The 20,132-nt window shown below is 29.3% G+C and carries 16 protein-coding genes and 1 tRNA gene; 13 read left to right on the top strand and 4 right to left on the bottom strand.

Features of this window, described 5'->3' with window-relative positions:
* Positions 1 to 156: 156 nt before the first annotated feature.
* Positions 157 to 1,068: an FKBP-type peptidyl-prolyl cis-trans isomerase gene (locus DRF75_RS00235; protein WP_045171296.1), complete on the bottom strand. Its 912-nt coding sequence runs from the start codon at positions 1,066 to 1,068 to the stop codon at positions 157 to 159.
* Between the two features lie 5 nt (positions 1,069 to 1,073).
* Positions 1,074 to 1,925 (bottom strand): polyprenyl synthetase family protein, encoded by an 852-nt coding sequence (locus DRF75_RS00240; protein ID WP_235424730.1) that lies wholly within the window; start codon positions 1,923 to 1,925, stop codon positions 1,074 to 1,076.
* 258 nt (positions 1,926 to 2,183) lie between these two features.
* Between DRF75_RS00240 and DRF75_RS00245 the strand changes: the two genes are divergently transcribed.
* From DRF75_RS00245 to ruvX, 3 genes are all read left to right on the top strand, one after another.
* Positions 2,184 to 2,256: transfer RNA gene (locus DRF75_RS00245), tRNA-Glu, on the top strand.
* Between the two features lie 219 nt (positions 2,257 to 2,475).
* A complete protein-coding gene (locus tag DRF75_RS00250; RefSeq protein WP_082020012.1) occupies positions 2,476 to 4,275 on the top strand; it encodes a ribonucleoside-diphosphate reductase subunit alpha in 1,800 nt (599 codons plus the stop codon).
* 273 nt (positions 4,276 to 4,548) lie between these two features.
* Complete coding sequence (gene ruvX / locus DRF75_RS00255; RefSeq protein ID WP_045171294.1) at positions 4,549 to 5,019, top strand: Holliday junction resolvase RuvX; 471 nt, start codon at positions 4,549 to 4,551, stop codon at positions 5,017 to 5,019.
* 906 nt (positions 5,020 to 5,925) lie between these two features.
* Here ruvX and DRF75_RS00260 read toward each other — a convergent pair.
* Together DRF75_RS00260 and DRF75_RS00265 are read right to left on the bottom strand one after the other, a co-directional pair.
* Entirely contained in the window at positions 5,926 to 7,221 is a 1,296-nt protein-coding gene (locus DRF75_RS00260) for an adenylosuccinate synthase (protein ID WP_045171293.1), read from the bottom strand.
* 312 nt (positions 7,222 to 7,533) lie between these two features.
* Positions 7,534 to 7,911: an OmpA family protein gene (locus DRF75_RS00265; RefSeq protein WP_240729873.1), complete on the bottom strand. Its 378-nt coding sequence runs from the start codon at positions 7,909 to 7,911 to the stop codon at positions 7,534 to 7,536.
* A 796-nt stretch (positions 7,912 to 8,707) separates the two neighbouring features.
* Between DRF75_RS00265 and DRF75_RS00270 the strand changes: the two genes are divergently transcribed.
* The 10 genes from DRF75_RS00270 (at position 8,708) to DRF75_RS00315 (ending at position 19,386) form a co-directional block, all read left to right on the top strand.
* A complete protein-coding gene (locus tag DRF75_RS00270; RefSeq protein ID WP_045171291.1) occupies positions 8,708 to 10,183 on the top strand; it encodes a gluzincin family metallopeptidase in 1,476 nt (491 codons plus the stop codon).
* A gap of 54 nt (positions 10,184 to 10,237) precedes the next feature.
* A complete protein-coding gene (tkt, locus tag DRF75_RS00275) occupies positions 10,238 to 12,223 on the top strand; it encodes a transketolase (protein ID WP_045171290.1) in 1,986 nt (661 codons plus the stop codon).
* Between the two features lie 621 nt (positions 12,224 to 12,844).
* A complete protein-coding gene (locus DRF75_RS00280; protein WP_235424729.1) occupies positions 12,845 to 13,078 on the top strand; it encodes a monovalent cation/H+ antiporter complex subunit F in 234 nt (77 codons plus the stop codon).
* A complete protein-coding gene (gene mnhG, locus DRF75_RS00285; RefSeq protein WP_045171288.1) occupies positions 13,075 to 13,374 on the top strand; it encodes a monovalent cation/H(+) antiporter subunit G in 300 nt (99 codons plus the stop codon). Before DRF75_RS00280 ends, mnhG begins: the two co-directional genes overlap by 4 nt.
* Positions 13,364 to 13,909: a DUF4040 domain-containing protein gene (locus tag DRF75_RS00290; RefSeq protein WP_045171287.1), complete on the top strand. Its 546-nt coding sequence runs from the start codon at positions 13,364 to 13,366 to the stop codon at positions 13,907 to 13,909. Before mnhG ends, DRF75_RS00290 begins: the two co-directional genes overlap by 11 nt.
* Entirely contained in the window at positions 13,902 to 14,321 is a 420-nt protein-coding gene (locus DRF75_RS00295; protein WP_045171286.1) for a Na(+)/H(+) antiporter subunit B, read from the top strand. Before DRF75_RS00290 ends, DRF75_RS00295 begins: the two co-directional genes overlap by 8 nt.
* A gap of 40 nt (positions 14,322 to 14,361) precedes the next feature.
* Positions 14,362 to 14,697, top strand: a complete 336-nt coding sequence (locus DRF75_RS00300) for a cation:proton antiporter subunit C (protein WP_045171285.1) — start codon at positions 14,362 to 14,364, stop codon at positions 14,695 to 14,697.
* Between the two features lie 127 nt (positions 14,698 to 14,824).
* A complete protein-coding gene (locus DRF75_RS00305; protein WP_045171284.1) occupies positions 14,825 to 16,654 on the top strand; it encodes an Rne/Rng family ribonuclease in 1,830 nt (609 codons plus the stop codon).
* A 100-nt stretch (positions 16,655 to 16,754) separates the two neighbouring features.
* Positions 16,755 to 18,659 (top strand): molecular chaperone DnaK, encoded by a 1,905-nt coding sequence (dnaK, locus tag DRF75_RS00310; protein WP_045171283.1) that lies wholly within the window; start codon positions 16,755 to 16,757, stop codon positions 18,657 to 18,659.
* 262 nt (positions 18,660 to 18,921) lie between these two features.
* Entirely contained in the window at positions 18,922 to 19,386 is a 465-nt protein-coding gene (locus DRF75_RS00315) for a type II toxin-antitoxin system RatA family toxin (protein WP_045171282.1), read from the top strand.
* Positions 19,387 to 20,132 lie beyond the last annotated feature (746 nt).

A 20,132-nucleotide genomic window follows, 5' to 3' on the forward strand; every position in this document is an offset into this window, starting at 1 on the left:
CTGTGTCATGAAGAAAGTTATGAAGAAAGAAATGTAATATTACTGTGCTGTATGACAGATTAAAATTTATATATAAGCAACTTTCGATAGTAAGGTAAATTTACAACCTTAATCATATTTTCAGACGTGTTTTACATTAATGTATTTTAGAAAGTATCATTCAATAATACTTATATCAATTATTTTAATGTTATTTTCATCAAAATGTTCAGGTTTCTCAAAATTGGTAAAGAGCTTTGGTGAGGCTATGATGGATCGTGTCATATCTGATCTCATGTTGATAAGCCCTAATTCTATTGCAAGAGGAACTTTATTTTTGCCAATGTCTACTTTTAATTCTTGATTTTCTAATATTATTTTTCCATTTGATTCACGTATATTATATCTCACTTTTACACTATCTCCACAGCGTATTTTGTTAACTGTACCTTTGTAATCTTCAATGATATTATTAAAAATCAACATGTCATTGATTTCATCTGGATATGATGAATTAATGTATGTTAGTTTGACGTAGTATTGTTCTTTCAAGTTATTTTGTTCATCTGTTAATATAATAATACGTTGACCTTCTTCTTCCATCCCTTCTATTGTATAATTGAGTTCTTTTATAATACTTTCTCCTAAGTTGAATGTTACTTCTTGTGGAATGTTTGTTAGAGTTTGAGAAATGATATTTTTACTATCTGTGTTGTATGAGAATTTATATACTACTGCAGAAATGTTTTGCCCACAGAGTACTTTTTTACCATTTCCTTCTGCGATATCATGTACTTTGAATAAATCTGGCTTTATGATTTTATGTTTAATATTTTCTAAATAGTCAACCAATCCATTTTTTTTAATGTAATAGTCAATACGTGCTTCAATTATTGGTTTTAATAATTCATATCCTATAATATGTGTCAGAGAGTTATTAGTATTAACTTTATATGCTTTTGTAGGGTTATTAGTATCTTGTTTATTAAGCATTGCTTTTGTGTATAGAATTTGTAATACATTTCCTATAAATGCTAAAGATATTATAATGAGACAGAGATATAATAATCTATAAAGTATTTTTTTCATGTTTTTTATAAATTTCTTATAAGACCTGCTAAACTTTGTAGAATATCTGCCTTATGTGAAAAAATAGTTAAATGTTCAATTGATTTATCTATTAGATTACTAGCATAGTTTTTAGCATCTTTGTTGTTTGTTATGTTAAGGATATTGTTTTTGGATTTGTCTTGATCTGTATCAGCAATATCGTCCTTTATTTGAAAAGCATGTCCAATGTTTAACCCATAATTTGCAAGAGCATTTAATTGGGTATTTGATGCATTACCTAGTATTCCTCCTAATTCACATATTGCAGAAAAAAACTGCGCTGTCTTTAATATATGTATGTTTTGTATTTCATGCATGTCTTTTGCTATAGTTTCTGTATCAAGTATTTGCCCTTGTATCATGCCTTGGTATCCTATAGCACGAGCTAAAGTTTTTATTATGCGGCAGCGTATGAGTGATGATTCATCAATTGTTGATAATATTTCAAATGCTAGAGTTAATAATGCATCACCAGTTAATATTGCAACTGCTTCATTGAATTTTTTATGAGAACTTGCTTGTCCACGACGTATTTCTTCATTATCCATTCCTGGTAGGTCATCATGTATTAATGAGTAGACATGTATAATTTCTACAGCTGCACTAACAGGTAGAGTTCTGTCTACATTAACACCAAACATTTGAGCTGTGGCATTAACAAGAAAAGGACGTATGTGCTTGCCAGTGGAAAGTATAGAGTATCTCATAGATGTCATTAATATATCTTGATTATTTTCTGGTAGAATATCCTCTAGCTTTTTAATGAGTAAGCTACTGTGGTGTTTCATTAACTCTGATATATTACAGGACAAAATTTCCTCTAAGCGTTGTTTCATTCTGAAGATTATAGAGACTATAAAATAATGTGCAATGTAATTTATAGTTGTTAGAAAAAATTTATAAATTATTGTAGTTTAAGCCCTTTACTAGTTAATTTAATATAATCTATACTCTATTTTTTAATAGTTTTGATCATTTATTTTAATAAATACTTTATGTAATAATTATATTTTAATATTTTTATTTACATGATAAATTAAATTACAGAATAATGTTTGACTATGCTGGTGTTCAATTTTATAATCAGCTGATATGACTCCTTCGTCTAGTGGTCCAGGACACCACCCTTTCACGGTGGTAACGCGGGTTCGACTCCCGTGGGAGTCACGTTTATCTTTCATTTTTTTTACACTCTTAAATGAGGGTGTGCTTCCCGAATAAGTGTATTTCTTGTGTTAATCTTATAGTTGTAAATCCATATTATAGAGTTGCATGTAGTATAAAGTTTTTGCAAGATGTTTTGCATTTCTATATATTGTGTTTTATATAGTAAATACATACAATATGTATGTATTTTTATAGTATGTAGTTTTGAATGATGAAAAAATGGTAGAAATTATGAGAAAAATAATTGTTGATTATGAAAGAGATAATAATCTTACATCTTTTGGTAAGGCTGTATTATCTGATAGGTATTTACTTGAAAATGAAGATTATCAGCAGTTATTTGTCAGAATTTCTGAGTATTATTCAGACAATCCAGAGCATGCACAAAGGTTATACGATTATATGAGTCAGTTATGGTTTATGCCTGCTACTCCTATATTAAGTAATGGTGGTACAAATAGGGGATTGCCAGTTTCATGTTTTTTAAATGAGACAGAGGATAGTTTAAGAGGTATTGTTAATTTATGGAATGAAAATGTATGGTTGGCGTCTAAAGGTGGTGGAATAGGAAGTTATTGGGGAAATTTACGTTCTATAGGTGAAAAAGTACGTGGTAGTGGTAAGACTTCTGGTATCATACCATTTATTGTAGTCCAAAATGCTTTAACTTTAGCAATTAGTCAAGGCTCGTTACGTCGTGGTAGCTCTGCTGTATACTTACCTGTGTGGCATCCAGAAATTGAAGAATTTTTAGACTTAAGAAAACCGACAGGTGGTGATCCTAATAGAAAAGCATTAAATATACATCATGGTGTTGTATTGTCAGATAAATTCATGAGATGTGTGGAGAACGATGAACCGTGGGATTTAGTAAGTCCTAAGGATCAATCAGTAATTTTTACTGTGAAAGCACGTGATATATGGATAAAAATTTTGACTACAAGAGTTGAAACAGGAGAACCTTATATATTATTTATTGATCAAGTTGAGCAAAATAAACCTGAAATTTATAAAAAGCTTAATCTAAACATCAAAATGTCCAATTTATGTACTGAAATAACTCTGACTACTGGGTATGATCATTTAAATAAATCTCGTACTGCAATATGTTGTCTTGCGTCATTAAATCTTGAATACTATGAAAAATGGGAAGACAATTCATTGTTTATTGAAGATGTAATGAGATTTCTTGATAATGTATTGACTGATTTTATAAAGAAAGCACCTGATGACATGGAGAGAGCAAGGTATTCTGCAATGCGTGAGCGTAGCATAGGAGTTGGTGTTATGGGGTTTCATTCATTTTTACAGAGTAAAATGATACCGTTTGAATCTGTAACTGCTATGATATGGAATAAAAGGATATTTTCTCATATAAAACGGCATGCTGATATTGCATCTTATAATATTGCTATGGAAAAAGGCTCATGTCCTGATGCGCAAGATGCTGGTATTGTAGAGAGGTTTGTAAATAAATTGTCAATTGCTCCTACTGCATCAATTTCTATTATTGCTGGCAATACTTCTCCTGGAATTGAACCATATGCGGCAAATGTTTTTACACATAAAACTTTAACTGGTTCTTTTATTGTACGGAATAAATTCTTGCAGAAGTTACTTATGCTAAAAGGTAAAGATAATGAACAAGTGTGGTCTTCTATTTCAACTAATGAAGGTTCAGTGCAACATTTAGATTTTTTAACTGAAGAGGAGAAATTAGTATTTAAGACTGCATATGAGCTTGATCAAAGATGGATAATAGAGCACACTAGTGATAGGTCGAAATATATATGTCAGGCACAATCTGTAAATATTTTTCTTCCTCCTAATATTCATAAACGATATTTGCATAAAATACATTTTCTTGCTTGGAAAAAGGGATTGAAAAGTTTGTATTATTGCAGATCGAAGTCAATACAGCGTGCAGATAAAGTATCACATGGTGCATTAGAAAAATCAGTAGAACAATATAAGCAAATAACGAATTTCGATTATAATGAATGTTTATCTTGTCAGTAATCATAGAGAAATTTATAGAATGAGATGTATAGCCAATTTTTAATGAGTTAAGGTTTAGAAAATGTTATCTGATGTATGTAAAGTTTGATAAATAAACTGTGTTTTTGAGTGGTATACGTAAACAACCTAAAGTTAAGGTAAACATATCAAATGTATTTTATAATATGCTGTTGATAGCCAATGGTTGTGATGAATAGTTAAAGTATTGAAACTTGTAAAAGACAATATATGTGATAAAAAACTTCAGAGTGAGTATTTCTTCCTGGAAATGTTATGCTATATAAAGATATTGATGAGTTTGTTAAAGTAATAGATAAGACGAAAAGGATAATGGGTCTAGATTTTGGAGAGAAAAAGATAGGGATCACTTTAAGTGATAAAACAAATTTAGTAGCTATACCTTATGGTGTATATGTAAAGAGAAGTACTAGGAAAGATTTGGGTAGTTTATACAATATTTTTGCAGAAAACAATGTAGGAGCAATAGTTATGGGTTGGCCAATTGAGTTAAGTGGTCTAGAAAGTGAATTATGTCAAAAAGTGGTGCTACTTGCAAATCGGATTATAGCGAAGTATAAGGTTAATGTTTATTTACATGATGAAAGATACAGCACTGCTATGGCTACGAGAGTTACAAAATTGGCTAACATTAAGAGAAAAGAATCTCAAGCAATTGATGATAAGATTGCAGCTGTATTAATTTTACAACAAGTACTTGATATAATAAAAATTAATCAAATGTAGATAGCAAGATGTTAAGATTGTATAAGTAGTTTTAGAAGTAATGACATTAAATGTATGTTATGTTGGAATTATTCAAAGTTGATATTTGATGTATGTATATCTAATGTTCAGCATAAAAATACATGAAAAAGTGTTAAAGTAGTGTATTAAAAAAACATGAGAAGTGTATATACTGTGTTAGCATTGTTTGGAACAGAAAGAAGAAGATCTTGAAATTGTATAGGTATTCTTAAAATGTAAGGTAGTATATGAAATATATTCTGTGTTAGGTGAATTGGTATATAAACATCTAATTTAGAGAAGATATATGAGGTTAAGATTATATCTGTAATCTAAAAGCATTCAAATTTACAGAATATATGCTGTTTTAATAGCGATTTAAAATTAGTGTTTGAGTTGCATATCTAAATAGTAAAAAAAGAAAAATTCATGTGGAAGCGTTAAAAATTGTATCAGTAGATTAAAATATTAGAATAGGTAAAGTATATGTTGTATTAGAGATTTTCAAAATTAGTATTTAATGTACATATCTAAATTAAAGTGTAGATATGTAAATGCTACATAAATTATCTAAGATATTAAAATGTATAAAGTATATATTGTGTTAATAAGAGTAAAATGTATGGTAAATTTCTAATGGGCATTTGATTGTGATATTGTAAATTTTTATAAGTTCTGTTATTGCTTGTATTCAAAGCTGTATAAGATTTTTATTAATAATGAAATTTTCCTCTGGTATATATTCTGTTGTTATGTATATTTAAATTTTTCAGTTTAATGATACATAGAATTAGAATGAGATTTTTTGTAAACAGTTACCTTGTTGATTTATTGCTGTAATGCAGACTTCTATCTGTAGGGTTTATATTAAGTTGTAAATTATGGTTTAGAGTTAGGTAATTGTATTTATTGATATAAGAAATCATTGTTAATTGTAATCATGGAATGTCTTTCTGGACCTGTGGAAATTAAATGAATGGGAACTTTTAAAATTTCTTCTATCTTTTTTATGTATGATATCGCATTTTGTGGGAGGTCTTTGTGTGATACACTACCAAATGTACTAATTTGCCAGCCAGGTAGTGTCTCATATACTGGTTCTAGTTTACTTTGTATATAAGGTGAAGCAGGAAGGTAATCGTATATTTTATCCTCATACTTATATTTAACACATATTTTTATTTCACTAAATTGATCTAATACATCAAGTTTGGTCATGACTAGACCTGAAACACCAGACAGTATAACAGCTTGTCGTGCTAATACTGCATCAAACCATCCACACCTTCTTTGTCTATTGCTTACAGTACCTAATTCTTTGCCTGATTCAAACATGGTTTTACCTATGTTATTATTTTGTTCAGTAAAGAATGGTCCATTACCTACTCGTGTTGTATAAGCTTTTACTAACCCTAGTATATGAGTTTTATTAGATGGATTTATTCCACATCCAACAAATGCTTGTTGTGCTATAGTATTACTTGATGTTACAAAAGGATATGTTCCATGGTCAATATCTAGAAATGTACCTTGTGCTCCTTCAAAAATTATGGTCTTATTTTGTTCTATTAAGTTGTGTATTGCTTTCCATGCTGGTTGAACAAATGGTAAAATTTTTGGTGCAATACTTAATAATTCATTAACTATACTTTGTGTTTCTATTAATGGATTATTAAGATTTTTTCTTAATAAATTGTGGTAGCTTAAAAGATGGTTTACTTTATTATATAGTAAATCTTTTGGATCGAATAGATCACATACTCTAATAGCTCTTCTGCTAATTTTATCTGCATAACATGGACCAATTCCTTTGTTTGTAGTTCCTATAGTATCTTGCCTAAGTTGTTCAAATAACATATCTGCTTGTTTATGTACACTTAATACTAAAGGGCAAGAATCTGATATTATAAAATTTTGACTAGTGATGTTGATCCCATTGCTTTTTAAGTTCTCAATTTCAGAGATAAGAGCATAAGGATCTAAAACTACTCCGTTTCCAATTATTGATAGTTTATCGTTTTGTAAAACAGAAGATGGAAGTAGATTTAACTTATATACGTTGTCATTGACTACGATAGTATGACCTGCATTATTCCCTCCTTGAAACCTGACTACAGCATCTGCATTAGTAGACAGCCAATCTACTACTTTTCCCTTTCCTTCATCACCCCATTGTAAACCTATAACTATTATATTTACCATAGTTTTTCTGTATAAAATCCCAAGTCACACTAACAAAATAAAGAAATTGTGTCAAATTATTTAGTAGTCAAAGTGTATTAACATATATGATTTACAATTATTAAATATTATAGTATAAAATAAGTATACATGCTAATTATTTATTACTTATAGTCATAAAAATGGTATAATTTAAGTCATCATGTAAAACTTAGGGTGTTTTGCTACTATAAATGCACTACCTTACGTTACTTTCTACATGAGAAACACATGTAGAAAGTAATATATATAGTATTTAATTGAAATATATTTATTAATTATTTAAATATTTTTTTACTGAGTCATTTTATTACCGTTATCAGTGAGTGTGATAACGACTCTTCGGTTTTTAGCATGAGCGTGTTCAGCTTCTTCTGGGTTGTTGGAATATACTAAAACTGCTGGTTCAGATTTTCCTTTAGATTGTACAGTAATTCTATTTTCTAAAGATTTATCATGCTCTATAATAAAGTCTTTTACTGCATTTGCCCTTTGTTCCCCTAGTTCTAAATTGTATTCGTCTGTTCCTCTTGTATCAGTATGCCCGACAATAACAATATTAGTGTTAGTATCTTTTTGTGCTTTTTGTATCACTTTTTCAAGTATTGCTTTATCGGAATCTCCTATTGTTGCCTTTCCAAAATCAAAATATATTTTTTCAATGGTTTTCATATTAGAAAACACGTGATCAGTATTCACTAATGGAACGTGATCAGTAGTTTTGCAACTACTTAAGATTAAGCATAGTAGTATAAACTTAATAAATACCAACTTGTGTTTCATAGTGCCTCAATCGTTATTAGAACAAGATTATGATGATCATTGCTTAAAATTGTCTTAAGTCAAGAGAAAAATAAAAGTGCAATTACATTACAAAATTTATGGAATAATTTCCTTGTGTGTTATTTAAAGAATATAATTGCAGAATATATGTGGATTTTATTATATCATTTTAATGAATTGTTATTTTTGATTGTCTTCTTTTATATCATAAAAATAATTGATTTTATATATATAAACAAGATTTATCATTGATAAATTATGATAAATCTATAATTTATCGATAAATAAGAATATAGGCTGTATTGCGTGTAAGTTACTAATTATGAATATTAATTTCTAATTATTTATGTAAATATATTAAGTAATATTTAATATCTTGTTTGTGGAAGAATTCTTTATAATACTTTGTCTTATGGAATTATTTAAGTTTTTTTGGATAAGAAATATTGATATTTTGTATTATGTTGAGCTAATATATTGCATTGTCAACTATTTATTGGAAATGTGTGATAGTTTTAGATGTTGGTATTTTTATTATTAATATTTTGCCTGATATGGTGTATATATATCGTGCATTGTGTGCTTAGTACATGTTTTAGAAAAGTTCTTGCATATCCGTTGATATTATTTGAATTAATTTTTGATTGACTGACTAGATGAATTTAACCTAAGGAATATTATACATATGAAACATTATAAATTTTTAGAGCAAATTTTTGGTAAGATTAGGAGTATTAATTCTACCATTAATGTTTTAGAATCTAGTAAAAATGATTTAGGTGATAAAATAGAGCATGTTTGCACACTTAAAGAAATTGAACATGAGATCATCAGTAATGAAATGGTCAATGATATGATACAACATTGTTTAGCTGATAAATCGAAGTTAAATGAGTTGGAAATTGCTAACTTAAATCGTATTGAACTAATACATAAGGATAGTATTACTATTCCTTTAGAATTAAAGTTGGATCTTTATAAAGCACAGGTAAAAAGCAGGAACTCTTGGTTATTATTTCGTAATGATAATGCTTCTCTACAAGATGTTATTGCTTTGCTGTCTGATGTTGTAAGGTTGGTAAGTGATATTGCTTCTATTAAAGCTGAGAATTTAAAAGTTTCTAAGTATGATATTATTTTGGGATTTCAAGATAGTAGATTAAATACTAGGAAAGTAGATTCTATATTTACTGAAGTAGGAGCTTTTTTTCGTCAGTTTATTGTTGGAATAAGTGATAAGCAAAAACATAGTAAGGTGTATTATCCAAAAGATGTTGGTGAAGATAAGCAAATACTTTTTGGGTATGATATTTTGTCATGTTTTGGTATTACAGGTGACAATGTTAGTATTACTAATCAGGATTATGTCAACAATAGGTGTTCATTGACAGAATGTCTGTCTTTTTTGGTTGATTACGATAGAAGTGATTATAGAATTGGAGTAAGAACTTTATTTAAGAAAATAGGTTATGCTTTATATAATTTAAATCTGCCTGAGAAATGGCTTAAGCAGCCTGTAGTGTGGAATGTAAGTGTTATTTTTTTTGAAATTTTAGGTTTATTAACATCAAATCACTTGATGATGAGTAAGGAATGTGTAAAGTATATGTCTGCTAATTTAAAGAAAAGGTTTTCTTTCAGAGGTAAAGTTGGACATTATGAGAATATGCAGTTGTATTTTAATGAGGTGCAACCTAATTTGTTTATGCATAAGTCTGATGAAGTGACTTTATTAGGTCATATTATGTTGAGATATACTTTAGAAAAGGAGATGATAAATGATTCTTTACAGGTACAAGATTTACCTGATGCTTGGTTTCAGGGAATGAAGCACTATTTTGATATTGTACCGAAAAATGATTTAGAAGGGTTCTTACAAGATGATTATTGGGTAAGTGGAATTTTTGGATATTTTCCTTGTTGTATGATTTCTGCTATTATTGCTTCTCAAATTTTTTATTTTATGAAGAATAATAACTCTCAAATTTTATCACAAGTAGAAAAAGGGGATTTTTCATCTTTCATTTCTTGGATGAATAAAAATGTATATGATTATGGTACAAGGTACAGTAGTCTAGAATTATTGAAGAAAATCACAGGCCAGAAATTAAATGTTAGTTTCTATAAAAATTATCTAACAGATAAATATCTAAATGTTTAGATTTCATATGTATTAGCTAAATATGTGTTTTTAGTTTGATTAGTGAGAAGGGATATGGGCAACAGATATAATGATATGGCGAATATGGCTAATGCTATTAGAGTATTATCAATAGATGCTATACAAAATGCTGCTTCTGGACATCCTGGTATGCCTTTAGGTATGGCAGATGTTGCTACAGTATTGTTTGCAAAATTTTTAAAGTTTAATCCTAAATGTCCAGATTGGTTTAATAGGGATAGGTTTGTGTTGTCAAATGGTCATGGATCTATGTTGTTGTATTCTATATTATATTTCTTAGGGTGTTTAGATATAGAAGAGATAAAAAGGTTTAGGCAAATTCATTCTTTAACTCCTGGGCATCCAGAATATGGCTGTACTCCTGGTATTGATGCTACGACTGGTCCATTGGGGCAAGGTTTAGCATGTGCTGTAGGTATGGCTATAGCAGAAAAAGTATTGTCTAAAAGATTTGGTAGTGAACTTGTAGATCATGTTACATATGTTATGGTTGGAGATGGTTGTCTTATGGAGGGGATTAGTCATGAAGCAGCATCTTTAGCAGGGCATTTGCAAATTAGTAAATTGGTAGTGTTGTTTGATGATAATGGTATTTCAATAGATGGTGCTACATCTTTAGCTGTTTCAGATAATATTAAAACTAGATTCTTATCTTACGGTTGGGATGTTTTTGAGATAAATGGGCATGATTTTGATGAGATTGAATCTTCAATTGAAAATGCTCGTGGGTCTAGTAAACCTGCTTTAATTTGTTGTAAGACAATTATTGGGAAAGGACTTGCTTCAAAAGAAAATACATCTGCTGCACATAGTTGGCCATTTTCAGAAGAAGAAGTAATTTTGATGAAAGAGAAGTTAGGCTGGTGTAATAAGCCATTTGATGTGCCGGAAGAGATTTTACAATTATGGAAAAGTGTTACCAGTAAGTCGGAGAATGAATATAACACGTGGCTTGGTAAATGTTATGATAAAACTTCTCAAGGTTTTATGGATGTAATAAAAGAAGGTGTATCTGATTCAGTGTTTTTAAGTTTAAAGAAATTAAAAAGAGAGCTATGTAATTTGAATTTAAATGAAGCAACACGTAAGTCTTCTGGTAGAGTATTGGAAGTTGTAATGGAGAATACAAGTAAGTTAATAGGTGGTTCTGCTGATCTTACTGGGTCTAATAATACTAAACCACAATTTACATCAGTTATTAATAAGGATAACTTTGATGGCTCTTATTTATATTATGGAATAAGAGAGCATGCTATGGCGGCATGTATGAATGGTATGGCATTGCATGGTGGAGTAATTCCTTATGGTGGGACATTTTTGGTTTTTACTGATTATTGTAGGCCAGCTATTAGGTTGTCTGCATTAATGAAAAGACATGTTATTTATGTTATGACGCATGACTCTATTGGAGTAGGGGAAGATGGACCAACTCATCAACCTGTAGAACATGTATCATCTTTAAGAGCTATACCTAATTTATATGTTTTCAGACCAGCTGATGCTGTTGAAGTATTAGAATGTTGGGAAATTGCATTGAAATTAACTGGTTCTCCATCTATATTTATATTATCTAGGCAAAATGTAGGGAGTGTTCGTAGTATATATGTTGAGGAAAATTTGTCTAGCAAAGGTGCATATATTATACGTGAATGTGAAAAAGATTTAGATGTTACGATCTTTGCAACAGGATCTGAGGTAGAAGTAGCATTAAAAGCTGCTGATATTTTGAAAAGTAAAGGATTAGATGCAAGGGTAGTATCTGTTCCTTGTTGGGAATTATTTGCTCAACAAGATAAAAAATATATATTCAGTTTGTTAAATAATAAAAGTATAAAAGCTGCTATAGAGGCTGCAAGTTCGTTTGGATGGCATAAATATATAGGAGAAGATGGAGTTTTTGTAGGTTTAGATGATTTTGGATTATCTGCTCCATATAAGGATTTATATAAGCATTTTGGAATCACTGCAGAGAATTTAGTAAATAAGGTACTTGATAAATTAAAAATTAATATTGATTAAATAAATTGTGTTGTGGATTAAGTGTTTAGAATTTATGATGCTTTGAGTACAGTAAGTATTTAATGAAGTATTTAATGAAAGTATAAAATGTTTTAAGTTTTTTAGTTGGTCATTTTCTTTTTTTAAATTACATTTTTATTTGAATAACAAGACAGCATATTCTCTCTACTTTAGAGTTTATGTAAGAAAATGTTGGTAGTTAATTTAATAGTTTTAGTTCAGTTTATATTAACATTGAGAAAATTTTTTAAAAACTTAGTATTAAATTTATAAAGTGCATTATTACTAATTGTTTAGATTTAAAGTATTTGAATATTTGTATGTGTTGTTTATTAGTATCTTGTGTTTAATATGTGAGTTTTTTCATGTTGAAGGAGTGAGTATATTACATAATCCTGAAGTTAAGTGATGTTCATATACTAAAGTTTAATGTTTTATAGTAGCATCGATAATGTATTTGTAATCTCAATTTGTTATGAATTAGTTATTGAGAAAATGAGCTAGTGATTTGAATTTTATAATTTAAATGTTTGTGTATTGCTAATATTTGTATATATTGATTTTATCACTATTATTGTTAATTCGATGTTAGTATTTACAAGTTGTGTGTTATTATTTTGCATGGGGGCAATGCTGGTATGTGTAGTTACTGGTAATTCTATATATGATAAAATACTTGCTGCAAATTTGTTTGGTACGTATTCTGTTGTTTTGATTGTTGTTATTGGAGTTATAAATAATACATTTTCGTTTTTAATAGATGTATCTTTAGTATATGCATGTATTAACTTTATTTCTACTATTGCATTTATGAGATTTTTTTTACATGGTTCTTTTAGAAAGATGAAGAAATGATAGAATATTTAAGTATGATAATTTTAGTATTAGGAATGTTTTTAGTAATTACTTCTGTAATAGGTGTAATAAGATTCCCTAATTTTTACACAAAATTACATCCTGCAGGTATAACGGATTCTTTAGGAGCTACATTGATTTTAATTGGATTAGCCATGCAATTAGAATTTTCAATTATTACAATTAAAATCTTATTATTAATCTGTTTTTTATGGGTTACTTGTACTACTGCATCTTATGCATTGGCAAGTTCTGCTTATCATAAAGATAAAAAAAGGAAAAATAATGCTGAGTGATGTTAATTTTATTATGAATATTGTTTTATCTTTATTTTTGGTGTTTGTGTCATCCTCTTTAGTGTTTTTTAGAAATCTTACTGTTAATGTAGTATTGATGTGTTTGTTTAGTTTTTTAATGGCATTATTATATTTAATTATGGATGCTCCAGATGTTGCAATTACAGAAGCTGCAGTAGGAGGAGGGATAAGTACTGTACTAATGTTGATGGCGTTGTCGTTAATTGGTAAAAATGAAGGGGAAGTGCATTTTAGTCTAAAAATATTTCCTCTAATTATTGCTTTAGCAATGTTTATAAGTTTGATGTATGTAATACCTGATTTACCTGTTTTTGGAGATGCTGACTCTTTTGCAAAGAATCATGTTGCATCTTATTATTTAAAAAATACCTATTATAACATTGGGATTCCTAATGTAGTAACAGCAATTCTAGCAAGTTTTCGTGGGTATGATACCTTTGGAGAAACTGTTGTAATATTTACTGCTTCTTTAGGAATTTCTTTATTACTTGCTAAGGATAATGATCATGTTTAAAAATCCAGTTTTGAGAACAATATATATTTTAATGGTGCCAATTATAATTTTATATGGATTGTATGTACAATTTCATGGTGATTATAGCCCCGGAGGTGGTTTTCAAGCTGGTGTTATTGTTGCATCAGCAATGATTTTGCATGGTATATTGTTTGGGGTAGATGTAACTTCTAAAGCAATATCACCATACATTGTGAAGCTAATTTGTGGTGTTGGTATTTTAATATATGGAGGTACTGGTATTGTATCTATGTTACTTGGCGGTGAATTTTTGTCTTATTCTGTTTTAATGAGTGATCCAGTATTAGGCCAGAAATTGGGAATATTTATTGTAGAACTTGGTGTAGGTATGACTGTATGTAGTTCTATGTTGATTATTTTTTTTAACTTTGTATCTTCTTATAAAGAATAGATTTGCTAGTAGTTTTATTTTGAGTTTTTAACTTCGGTATATGATTTTTGGTTATTTTAATTACTTTGTGTCCATAACATTAATGGTTGTAGGATTATATGTTACTGCTGCTGATAAAAATCTTGTAAAAAAATTAATAGGGTTGAATGTATTTCAAACTTCTGTATTATTATTCTATATTTCTATGGGTTATGTTAGTAATGGAACTGTTCCAATTTTAACTGATAGTGCAATATTGTATACTAATCCTTTGCCTAGTGTTTTGATGTTGACAGCTATTGTTGTAGGAGTTGCGATTTTAGCAGTTGGTTTATCAATTGTTGTAAAAATAAAAAAAGCATTTTCTTCAGTAGATGATGAAAAAATACGTAGATAAGCAAGTACTTAATACTTTATTTATTAATGTTTCTTTGTTGTAAAAATAATAAGGTGTTTTTATCTTTTAAATCTTGTCTATATTGTTATAATTAAAGGCTATAGTTAAGTGAGTTTTAGGTGTAAGTATAGTGTCAAGTCATAATAAAAGGATATTAATTGATGCAGTATATCAGGATGGAATTAGGGTAGCAGTATTACGTGACGGGCAAGTTGTAGAATTTGATCAAGAATCAAAAGATAAGAAATGTTTGAAAGGTAATGTATATTGTGCTGTAGTGAAGCGTATAGAACCATCGTTACAAGCAGTTTTTATTGAATATGGGGCAAATAAACACGGGTTTTTGCCTTTTTCTGAGATATCATTAGATTATTATAATATTTCTGAAGAGGAAAAAGAAAAGTTATATCAGATCCTATATGAAGATTCTGATATAAAAAATGATGATGATGTAAAATCTGTAGATGATTCTGTTGTATGTGATAGTAAAGATCAGGATGATGTTAATGATTATAATGAAAAATTGACATTATTGAAAAAAGATAATTCAAAAGGTAGTCATAACAAATCTAAATTGCCTTTTTATAAATTGTATAAGGTACAAGATGTAATAAAACTTGAGCAAAAATTGATGGCTCAAATCATCAAGGAAGAGCGTGGAAATAAGGGTGCTACATTTTCAACTTTTGTTACTTTAGTTGGTAGATATTGTATATTTATGCCAAATTCTGGTAGTAAAAACAGTGGAATATCACGTCGTATTGAAGATGCTGATGATAGGAAAACTTTAAAAAATTTTCTGAATGTAATAAAGCTACCAAAAGAATCTGGGATGATTATTAGAACTGCTGGATCTAATAAAAGCCAGAAAGAAATAGAACAAGATCTATCTTACTTGCAGTCAACTTGGCGAAGTATACAGAATAGTTATGTGAGTATTACTGTGCCATCATTGTTGTATGTTGAAGGTGATATAATAAAGAGGACATTAAGAGATTATTGTGATGAAAATACACAAGATATAATTGTATCTGGTAGCTATGCATATGAATTAGCAAAAGAATGTGTTAAATTCATGTTTAGAAACAGAGTGCGTCTTAGGATTTATAAAGGCAGTGTGCCTATTTTTTCTTATTATAAAATTGAATCGCAAATTTGTGAATTATATGGGAATGTAGTTAATTTACCTTCTGGTGGCTATATGGTTATTACTCCTACAGAAGCACTTGTGTCAATAGATGTTAATTCTGGCAAAATGACAGGTGAAGACAGTATTGAAGAAACAGCTTATAAAACGAATATGGAGGCTGTTAAGGAAATTGCTAGGCAAGTTAATTTGCGTGGGTTGTCCGGGTTAATAGTAATAGATTTTATTGATATGTTGAAATACAGATATTGTAGGTCAGTAGAATCTGAAATTAAAGAAGCTTTTAGATATGATAAAGCAAAAGTGCAATTTGGTTATATCAGCACATTTGGATTGATGGAGATATCAAGACAAAGGGTTAAGCAGAGTATATTAGAAGCAAATACAGTGCAATGTTCACATTGTAACGGAGTAGGTAGAGTGAGGTCATTAGAATCTTCTTCTGGTGATATATTACGTGATATTAGATACTGTGCTAATAAGAATCGTAATAAGCTAATAAATATTTCTGTTGCTGGACAAATGGTAGAATATTTTTTTAACAATAAACGTCAACATATTGCTGAGATTGAAGAAGAATTTAGTGTATCAGTCAGATTAACTGTTAATCAGAATACTAGTAATATATCAGATTTTAATATTAATGTTGAGAATGATGATATATCGAATCAAAATAAAGATGTAGTTAATATATTTACTGTTGACTATAAAATTTCTGAATGTAATAAATTAAAAGAAGAACTGCAAAAGACTTCTACTGGAAGTATGTGGATAAAGAAGTGGTTAACACGTATATTTTCAAGTATTTAACTCATAAATTTATGAACTTGTATTAAATGGGGTTGTAATCTTGTGATTTGGTTATTATATCTGTGATTATAATTTTGATTTTTATGTAAGGGGGCTATTTATGGCTGTTATAGGTATAGATTTAGGTACGACAAATTCTTGTGTTGCAGTGATGGAAGGTGGTGATGCGAAAGCCATTGAAAATAGTGAAGGTGCTAGAACTACACCTTCAATAGTTGCATTTACTGATTCAGAAAGGTTAGTTGGTGATCCAGCGAAACGTCAAGCTACTACGAATGCTAAGAATACTATATATGCTAGTAAAAGGCTTATAGGACGTAGATATCAAGATGTAAAAGATATAAAATCATCTTATGAGGTAGTATCTGCTAAAAATGGTGATGCTTGGATAAAAGTGCTTGGCAAAGAATATTCACCTAGTCAGATTGGTGCATTTGTTTTAGAAAAAATGAAGGAAACAGCAGAAAGACATCTTGGACATAAAGTTGAGAAGGCTGTAATCACAGTGCCAGCATATTTTAATGATGCACAACGTCAAGCAACAAAAGATGCTGGGAAAATAGCAGGGCTAGATGTTATTAGAATAATTAATGAACCTACAGCTGCTGCGTTAGCATATGGGTTAAACAAAAGTGATAAACAAAAAGTAATAGCAGTATATGATTTAGGTGGTGGTACTTTTGATGTATCAATATTAGAGATTGCTGACGGTGTTTTTGAAGTAAAAGCAACAAATGGTGACACAATGCTTGGTGGTGAAGATTTTGACCATGCAATAATGGACTATTTGATGGATGATTTTAAAAAGACTACAGGTATAGATTTGCATAATGATGCTATGGCAGTGCAAAGAATTAAAGAAGCATCAGAGAAAGCAAAGATAGAGTTATCTAATCGTATGGAAACTGATATAAACTTACCGTTTATTTCTAGTGATAGTACCGGACCTAAGCACTTAAGCTTAAAGTTGACTAGGGCTAAGTTTGAAAATTTAGTTGATGACTTAATTCAAAGAACTATTGACCCATGTAAGAAAGCCCTTAAAGATGCTGGTATATCTGCAGATAAAATAGATGAAGTTGTATTAGTTGGTGGTATGACTAGAGTTCCTAAAGTAATACAAAAAGTAAAAGAATTTTTTGGTAGGGAACCTCACAAGGGTGTTAACCCAGATGAAGTTGTAGCGATAGGTGCTGCTATACAGGGAAGTATTCTTGCTGGTGATGTAAGAGATGTATTATTATTAGATGTTACACCATTATCTTTAGGTATAGAAACTTTAGGTGGTGTATTTACTCCATTAATTGAAAGAAACACTACAATTCCTACAAAAAAATCTCAGGTGTTTTCAACTGCGGAAGATGGTCAAACTGCTGTAACTATTAAGGTTTATCAAGGTGAGAGGAAAATGGCAGCTGACAATAAATTGCTAGGTCAATTTAGCTTAGAAGGTATACCTTCAGCTCCTCGTGGTATGCCTCAAATTGAAGTTACTTTTGACATAGATGCTAATGGTATAGTACATGTTTCAGCAAAAGATAAAGCTTCAGGTAAAGAACAGGCTATTAAGATTCAATCTTCTGGAGGATTGAGTGATGATGAGATTCAAAGGATGATAAAAGAGGCTGAGCAGAAAGCTGGAGAAGATGAAAAGCGCAAAAAATTTATTGAGCTGAAAAATAATGGTGAAAATTTAGTACACTCTACAGAGAAATCTTTAAATGAATATGGTGATAAAATTCCAAATTCTGATAGGTTAGAAATTGAGAATGCTATTAGAGATGTAAAAGATGCTCTTGTTAATAGTGATGCTGAGAGTGTAGACATTTTACAGCAAAAAGTTGATCATTTAATGAAAGTCTCAATGAAATTAGGTGAAGCTTTATACGGTAATGCTAATAATACTTCATCTACTGAAAGCACTGCAACAAATAATAATAATGAAGAGGATTCTAAAGTTGTTGATTCTGATTATCAAGAAATTGATAAGAAAGACGGAAAATAGATCTGTTGCTATTGTGGTAAAGGATAATACGGTTGATAGGTATACTATATTATGCTAGGATTCAAGTAGGGGGTTTCTGTATTGTACGTTGAAGTTAAGTTAATTCCTCGAGCTCGATTGATTGTTTTAGGGAGCTGTCACTGTTAGTTAATAGATACTAATAAATGGTGCCCACCTTAGCTTAAGTCTCAGGATATTCAGAGCATAGACGGCAATGACGGTTTCTCCCTGTGATTTCTTGTTTTTCTAATAAAATTCTGCTATGTCTAATAATGAATATAACTTAAATGATAGTGAAATAGTAAACTTTTCTGCTATTGATTTATTTAACATAGTATTAGATGTTGAAAGGTATCCGGATTTTCTTCCGTGGTGTAAAGCAGTTTATGTGAAAGCTAGAAAAGAAAATGTTATAGTAGCAGATTTGTTGGCTGGTTTTAAAGGGCTAAGTGGTAAATATACTTCTCATATTGTATTTAAGGAACCTACTTTAAATGAGGAAGGATGGATAAAAGTAGAAGCAATAGAAGGATTATTTAAGTTTTTGCATAATCAGTGGACTTTTGTTCCGATAGATGGAAATAAATCATTGGTGAAATTTTACATAAATTGTGCTTTTAAAGTTCCTATGTTACAATCTGCATTTAATCTGGTTTGTGATCATGCATATAAGAAAATAATTACTGCATTTAGAAATAGAGCAAATAATTTATTGTTACCTAAATAATAGTTAATACTATTTATATAATGTTGTTTTTTTTAACCAATAATTTGGGAATATAATTATAATTTTCTGATGTTTAATAATTTAGTGATTTAAATGATTTGAATTTGTAAATAATGCTATTAGGTATTGTTGTGAAATGTGATTTATTTACATTTATTGTGGTAAATGATAACTTTATTGTTAAAAAAGTGGGTTGTACTATAGAGTAGTTTGTATGATTAATTAGCTTTTATTATAGTTTAAACCAATCAATTACTTATTTAATTTTTCATAAATGATAATTACTACGTTAAAAAATATACCAGGTTATTTAATGATTTGTGAGTAGGATTATTAATTTGTGAAGTCATGGTTTAAAGTGGTTAGCGAATTTCAAGTAAGATCCTGATTTTCTCATCATTAAATAATTTTAAATTTAAAGCATTTATATGATTTTGAAATTATATATTAATGCTTTTTAGAATTTGGTTGAATATAATATTTTTATTAAACTAATAGTCAATTAAAAAACAAAGCATTTCATCAGTAAAATTACTTCATTAGAAGAATCAAATTTGAAGTTATATAGATGACATGAGCAGTATTCAATATTGTTAAATCTAATCAATAATTAATATATTAGGTCGCTTTAATTAATACTTGTCAATAGAAGTGATATTGATTTGTAGATGTTAAACTGTGTTTTTTATGATTATTTCTGAACTGTATAATAATAAGGATTAAATTGTTATTTCTTTTGTATTCTG

The sequence above is a fragment of the Ehrlichia minasensis genome, assembly GCF_004181775.1.
In the GTDB taxonomy this organism is placed as follows: domain Bacteria; phylum Pseudomonadota; class Alphaproteobacteria; order Rickettsiales; family Anaplasmataceae; genus Ehrlichia; species Ehrlichia minasensis.

Bases quoted from the DNA above. Each gene is read 5' to 3' on its own strand.
- DRF75_RS00235 (WP_045171296.1), bottom strand. From the start codon at position 1,068: ATGAAAAAAATACTTTATAGATTATTATATCTCTGTCTCATTATAATA.
- DRF75_RS00240 (WP_235424730.1), bottom strand. From the start codon at position 1,925: ATGAAACAACGCTTAGAGGAAATTTTGTCCTGTAATATATCAGAGTTA.
- DRF75_RS00250 (WP_082020012.1), top strand. From the start codon at position 2,476: ATGGTAGAAATTATGAGAAAAATAATTGTTGATTATGAAAGAGATAAT.
- ruvX (WP_045171294.1), top strand. From the start codon at position 4,549: ATGCTATATAAAGATATTGATGAGTTTGTTAAAGTAATAGATAAGACG.
- DRF75_RS00260 (WP_045171293.1), bottom strand. From the start codon at position 7,221: ATGGTAAATATAATAGTTATAGGTTTACAATGGGGTGATGAAGGAAAG.
- DRF75_RS00265 (WP_240729873.1), bottom strand. From the start codon at position 7,911: ATGAAAACCATTGAAAAAATATATTTTGATTTTGGAAAGGCAACAATA.
- DRF75_RS00270 (WP_045171291.1), top strand. From the start codon at position 8,708: ATGAAACATTATAAATTTTTAGAGCAAATTTTTGGTAAGATTAGGAGT.
- tkt (WP_045171290.1), top strand. From the start codon at position 10,238: ATGGGCAACAGATATAATGATATGGCGAATATGGCTAATGCTATTAGA.
- DRF75_RS00280 (WP_235424729.1), top strand. From the start codon at position 12,845: ATGGGGGCAATGCTGGTATGTGTAGTTACTGGTAATTCTATATATGAT.
- mnhG (WP_045171288.1), top strand. From the start codon at position 13,075: ATGATAGAATATTTAAGTATGATAATTTTAGTATTAGGAATGTTTTTA.
- DRF75_RS00290 (WP_045171287.1), top strand. From the start codon at position 13,364: ATGCTGAGTGATGTTAATTTTATTATGAATATTGTTTTATCTTTATTT.
- DRF75_RS00295 (WP_045171286.1), top strand. From the start codon at position 13,902: ATGTTTAAAAATCCAGTTTTGAGAACAATATATATTTTAATGGTGCCA.
- DRF75_RS00300 (WP_045171285.1), top strand. From the start codon at position 14,362: ATGATTTTTGGTTATTTTAATTACTTTGTGTCCATAACATTAATGGTT.
- dnaK (WP_045171283.1), top strand. From the start codon at position 16,755: ATGGCTGTTATAGGTATAGATTTAGGTACGACAAATTCTTGTGTTGCA.
- DRF75_RS00315 (WP_045171282.1), top strand. From the start codon at position 18,922: ATGTCTAATAATGAATATAACTTAAATGATAGTGAAATAGTAAACTTT.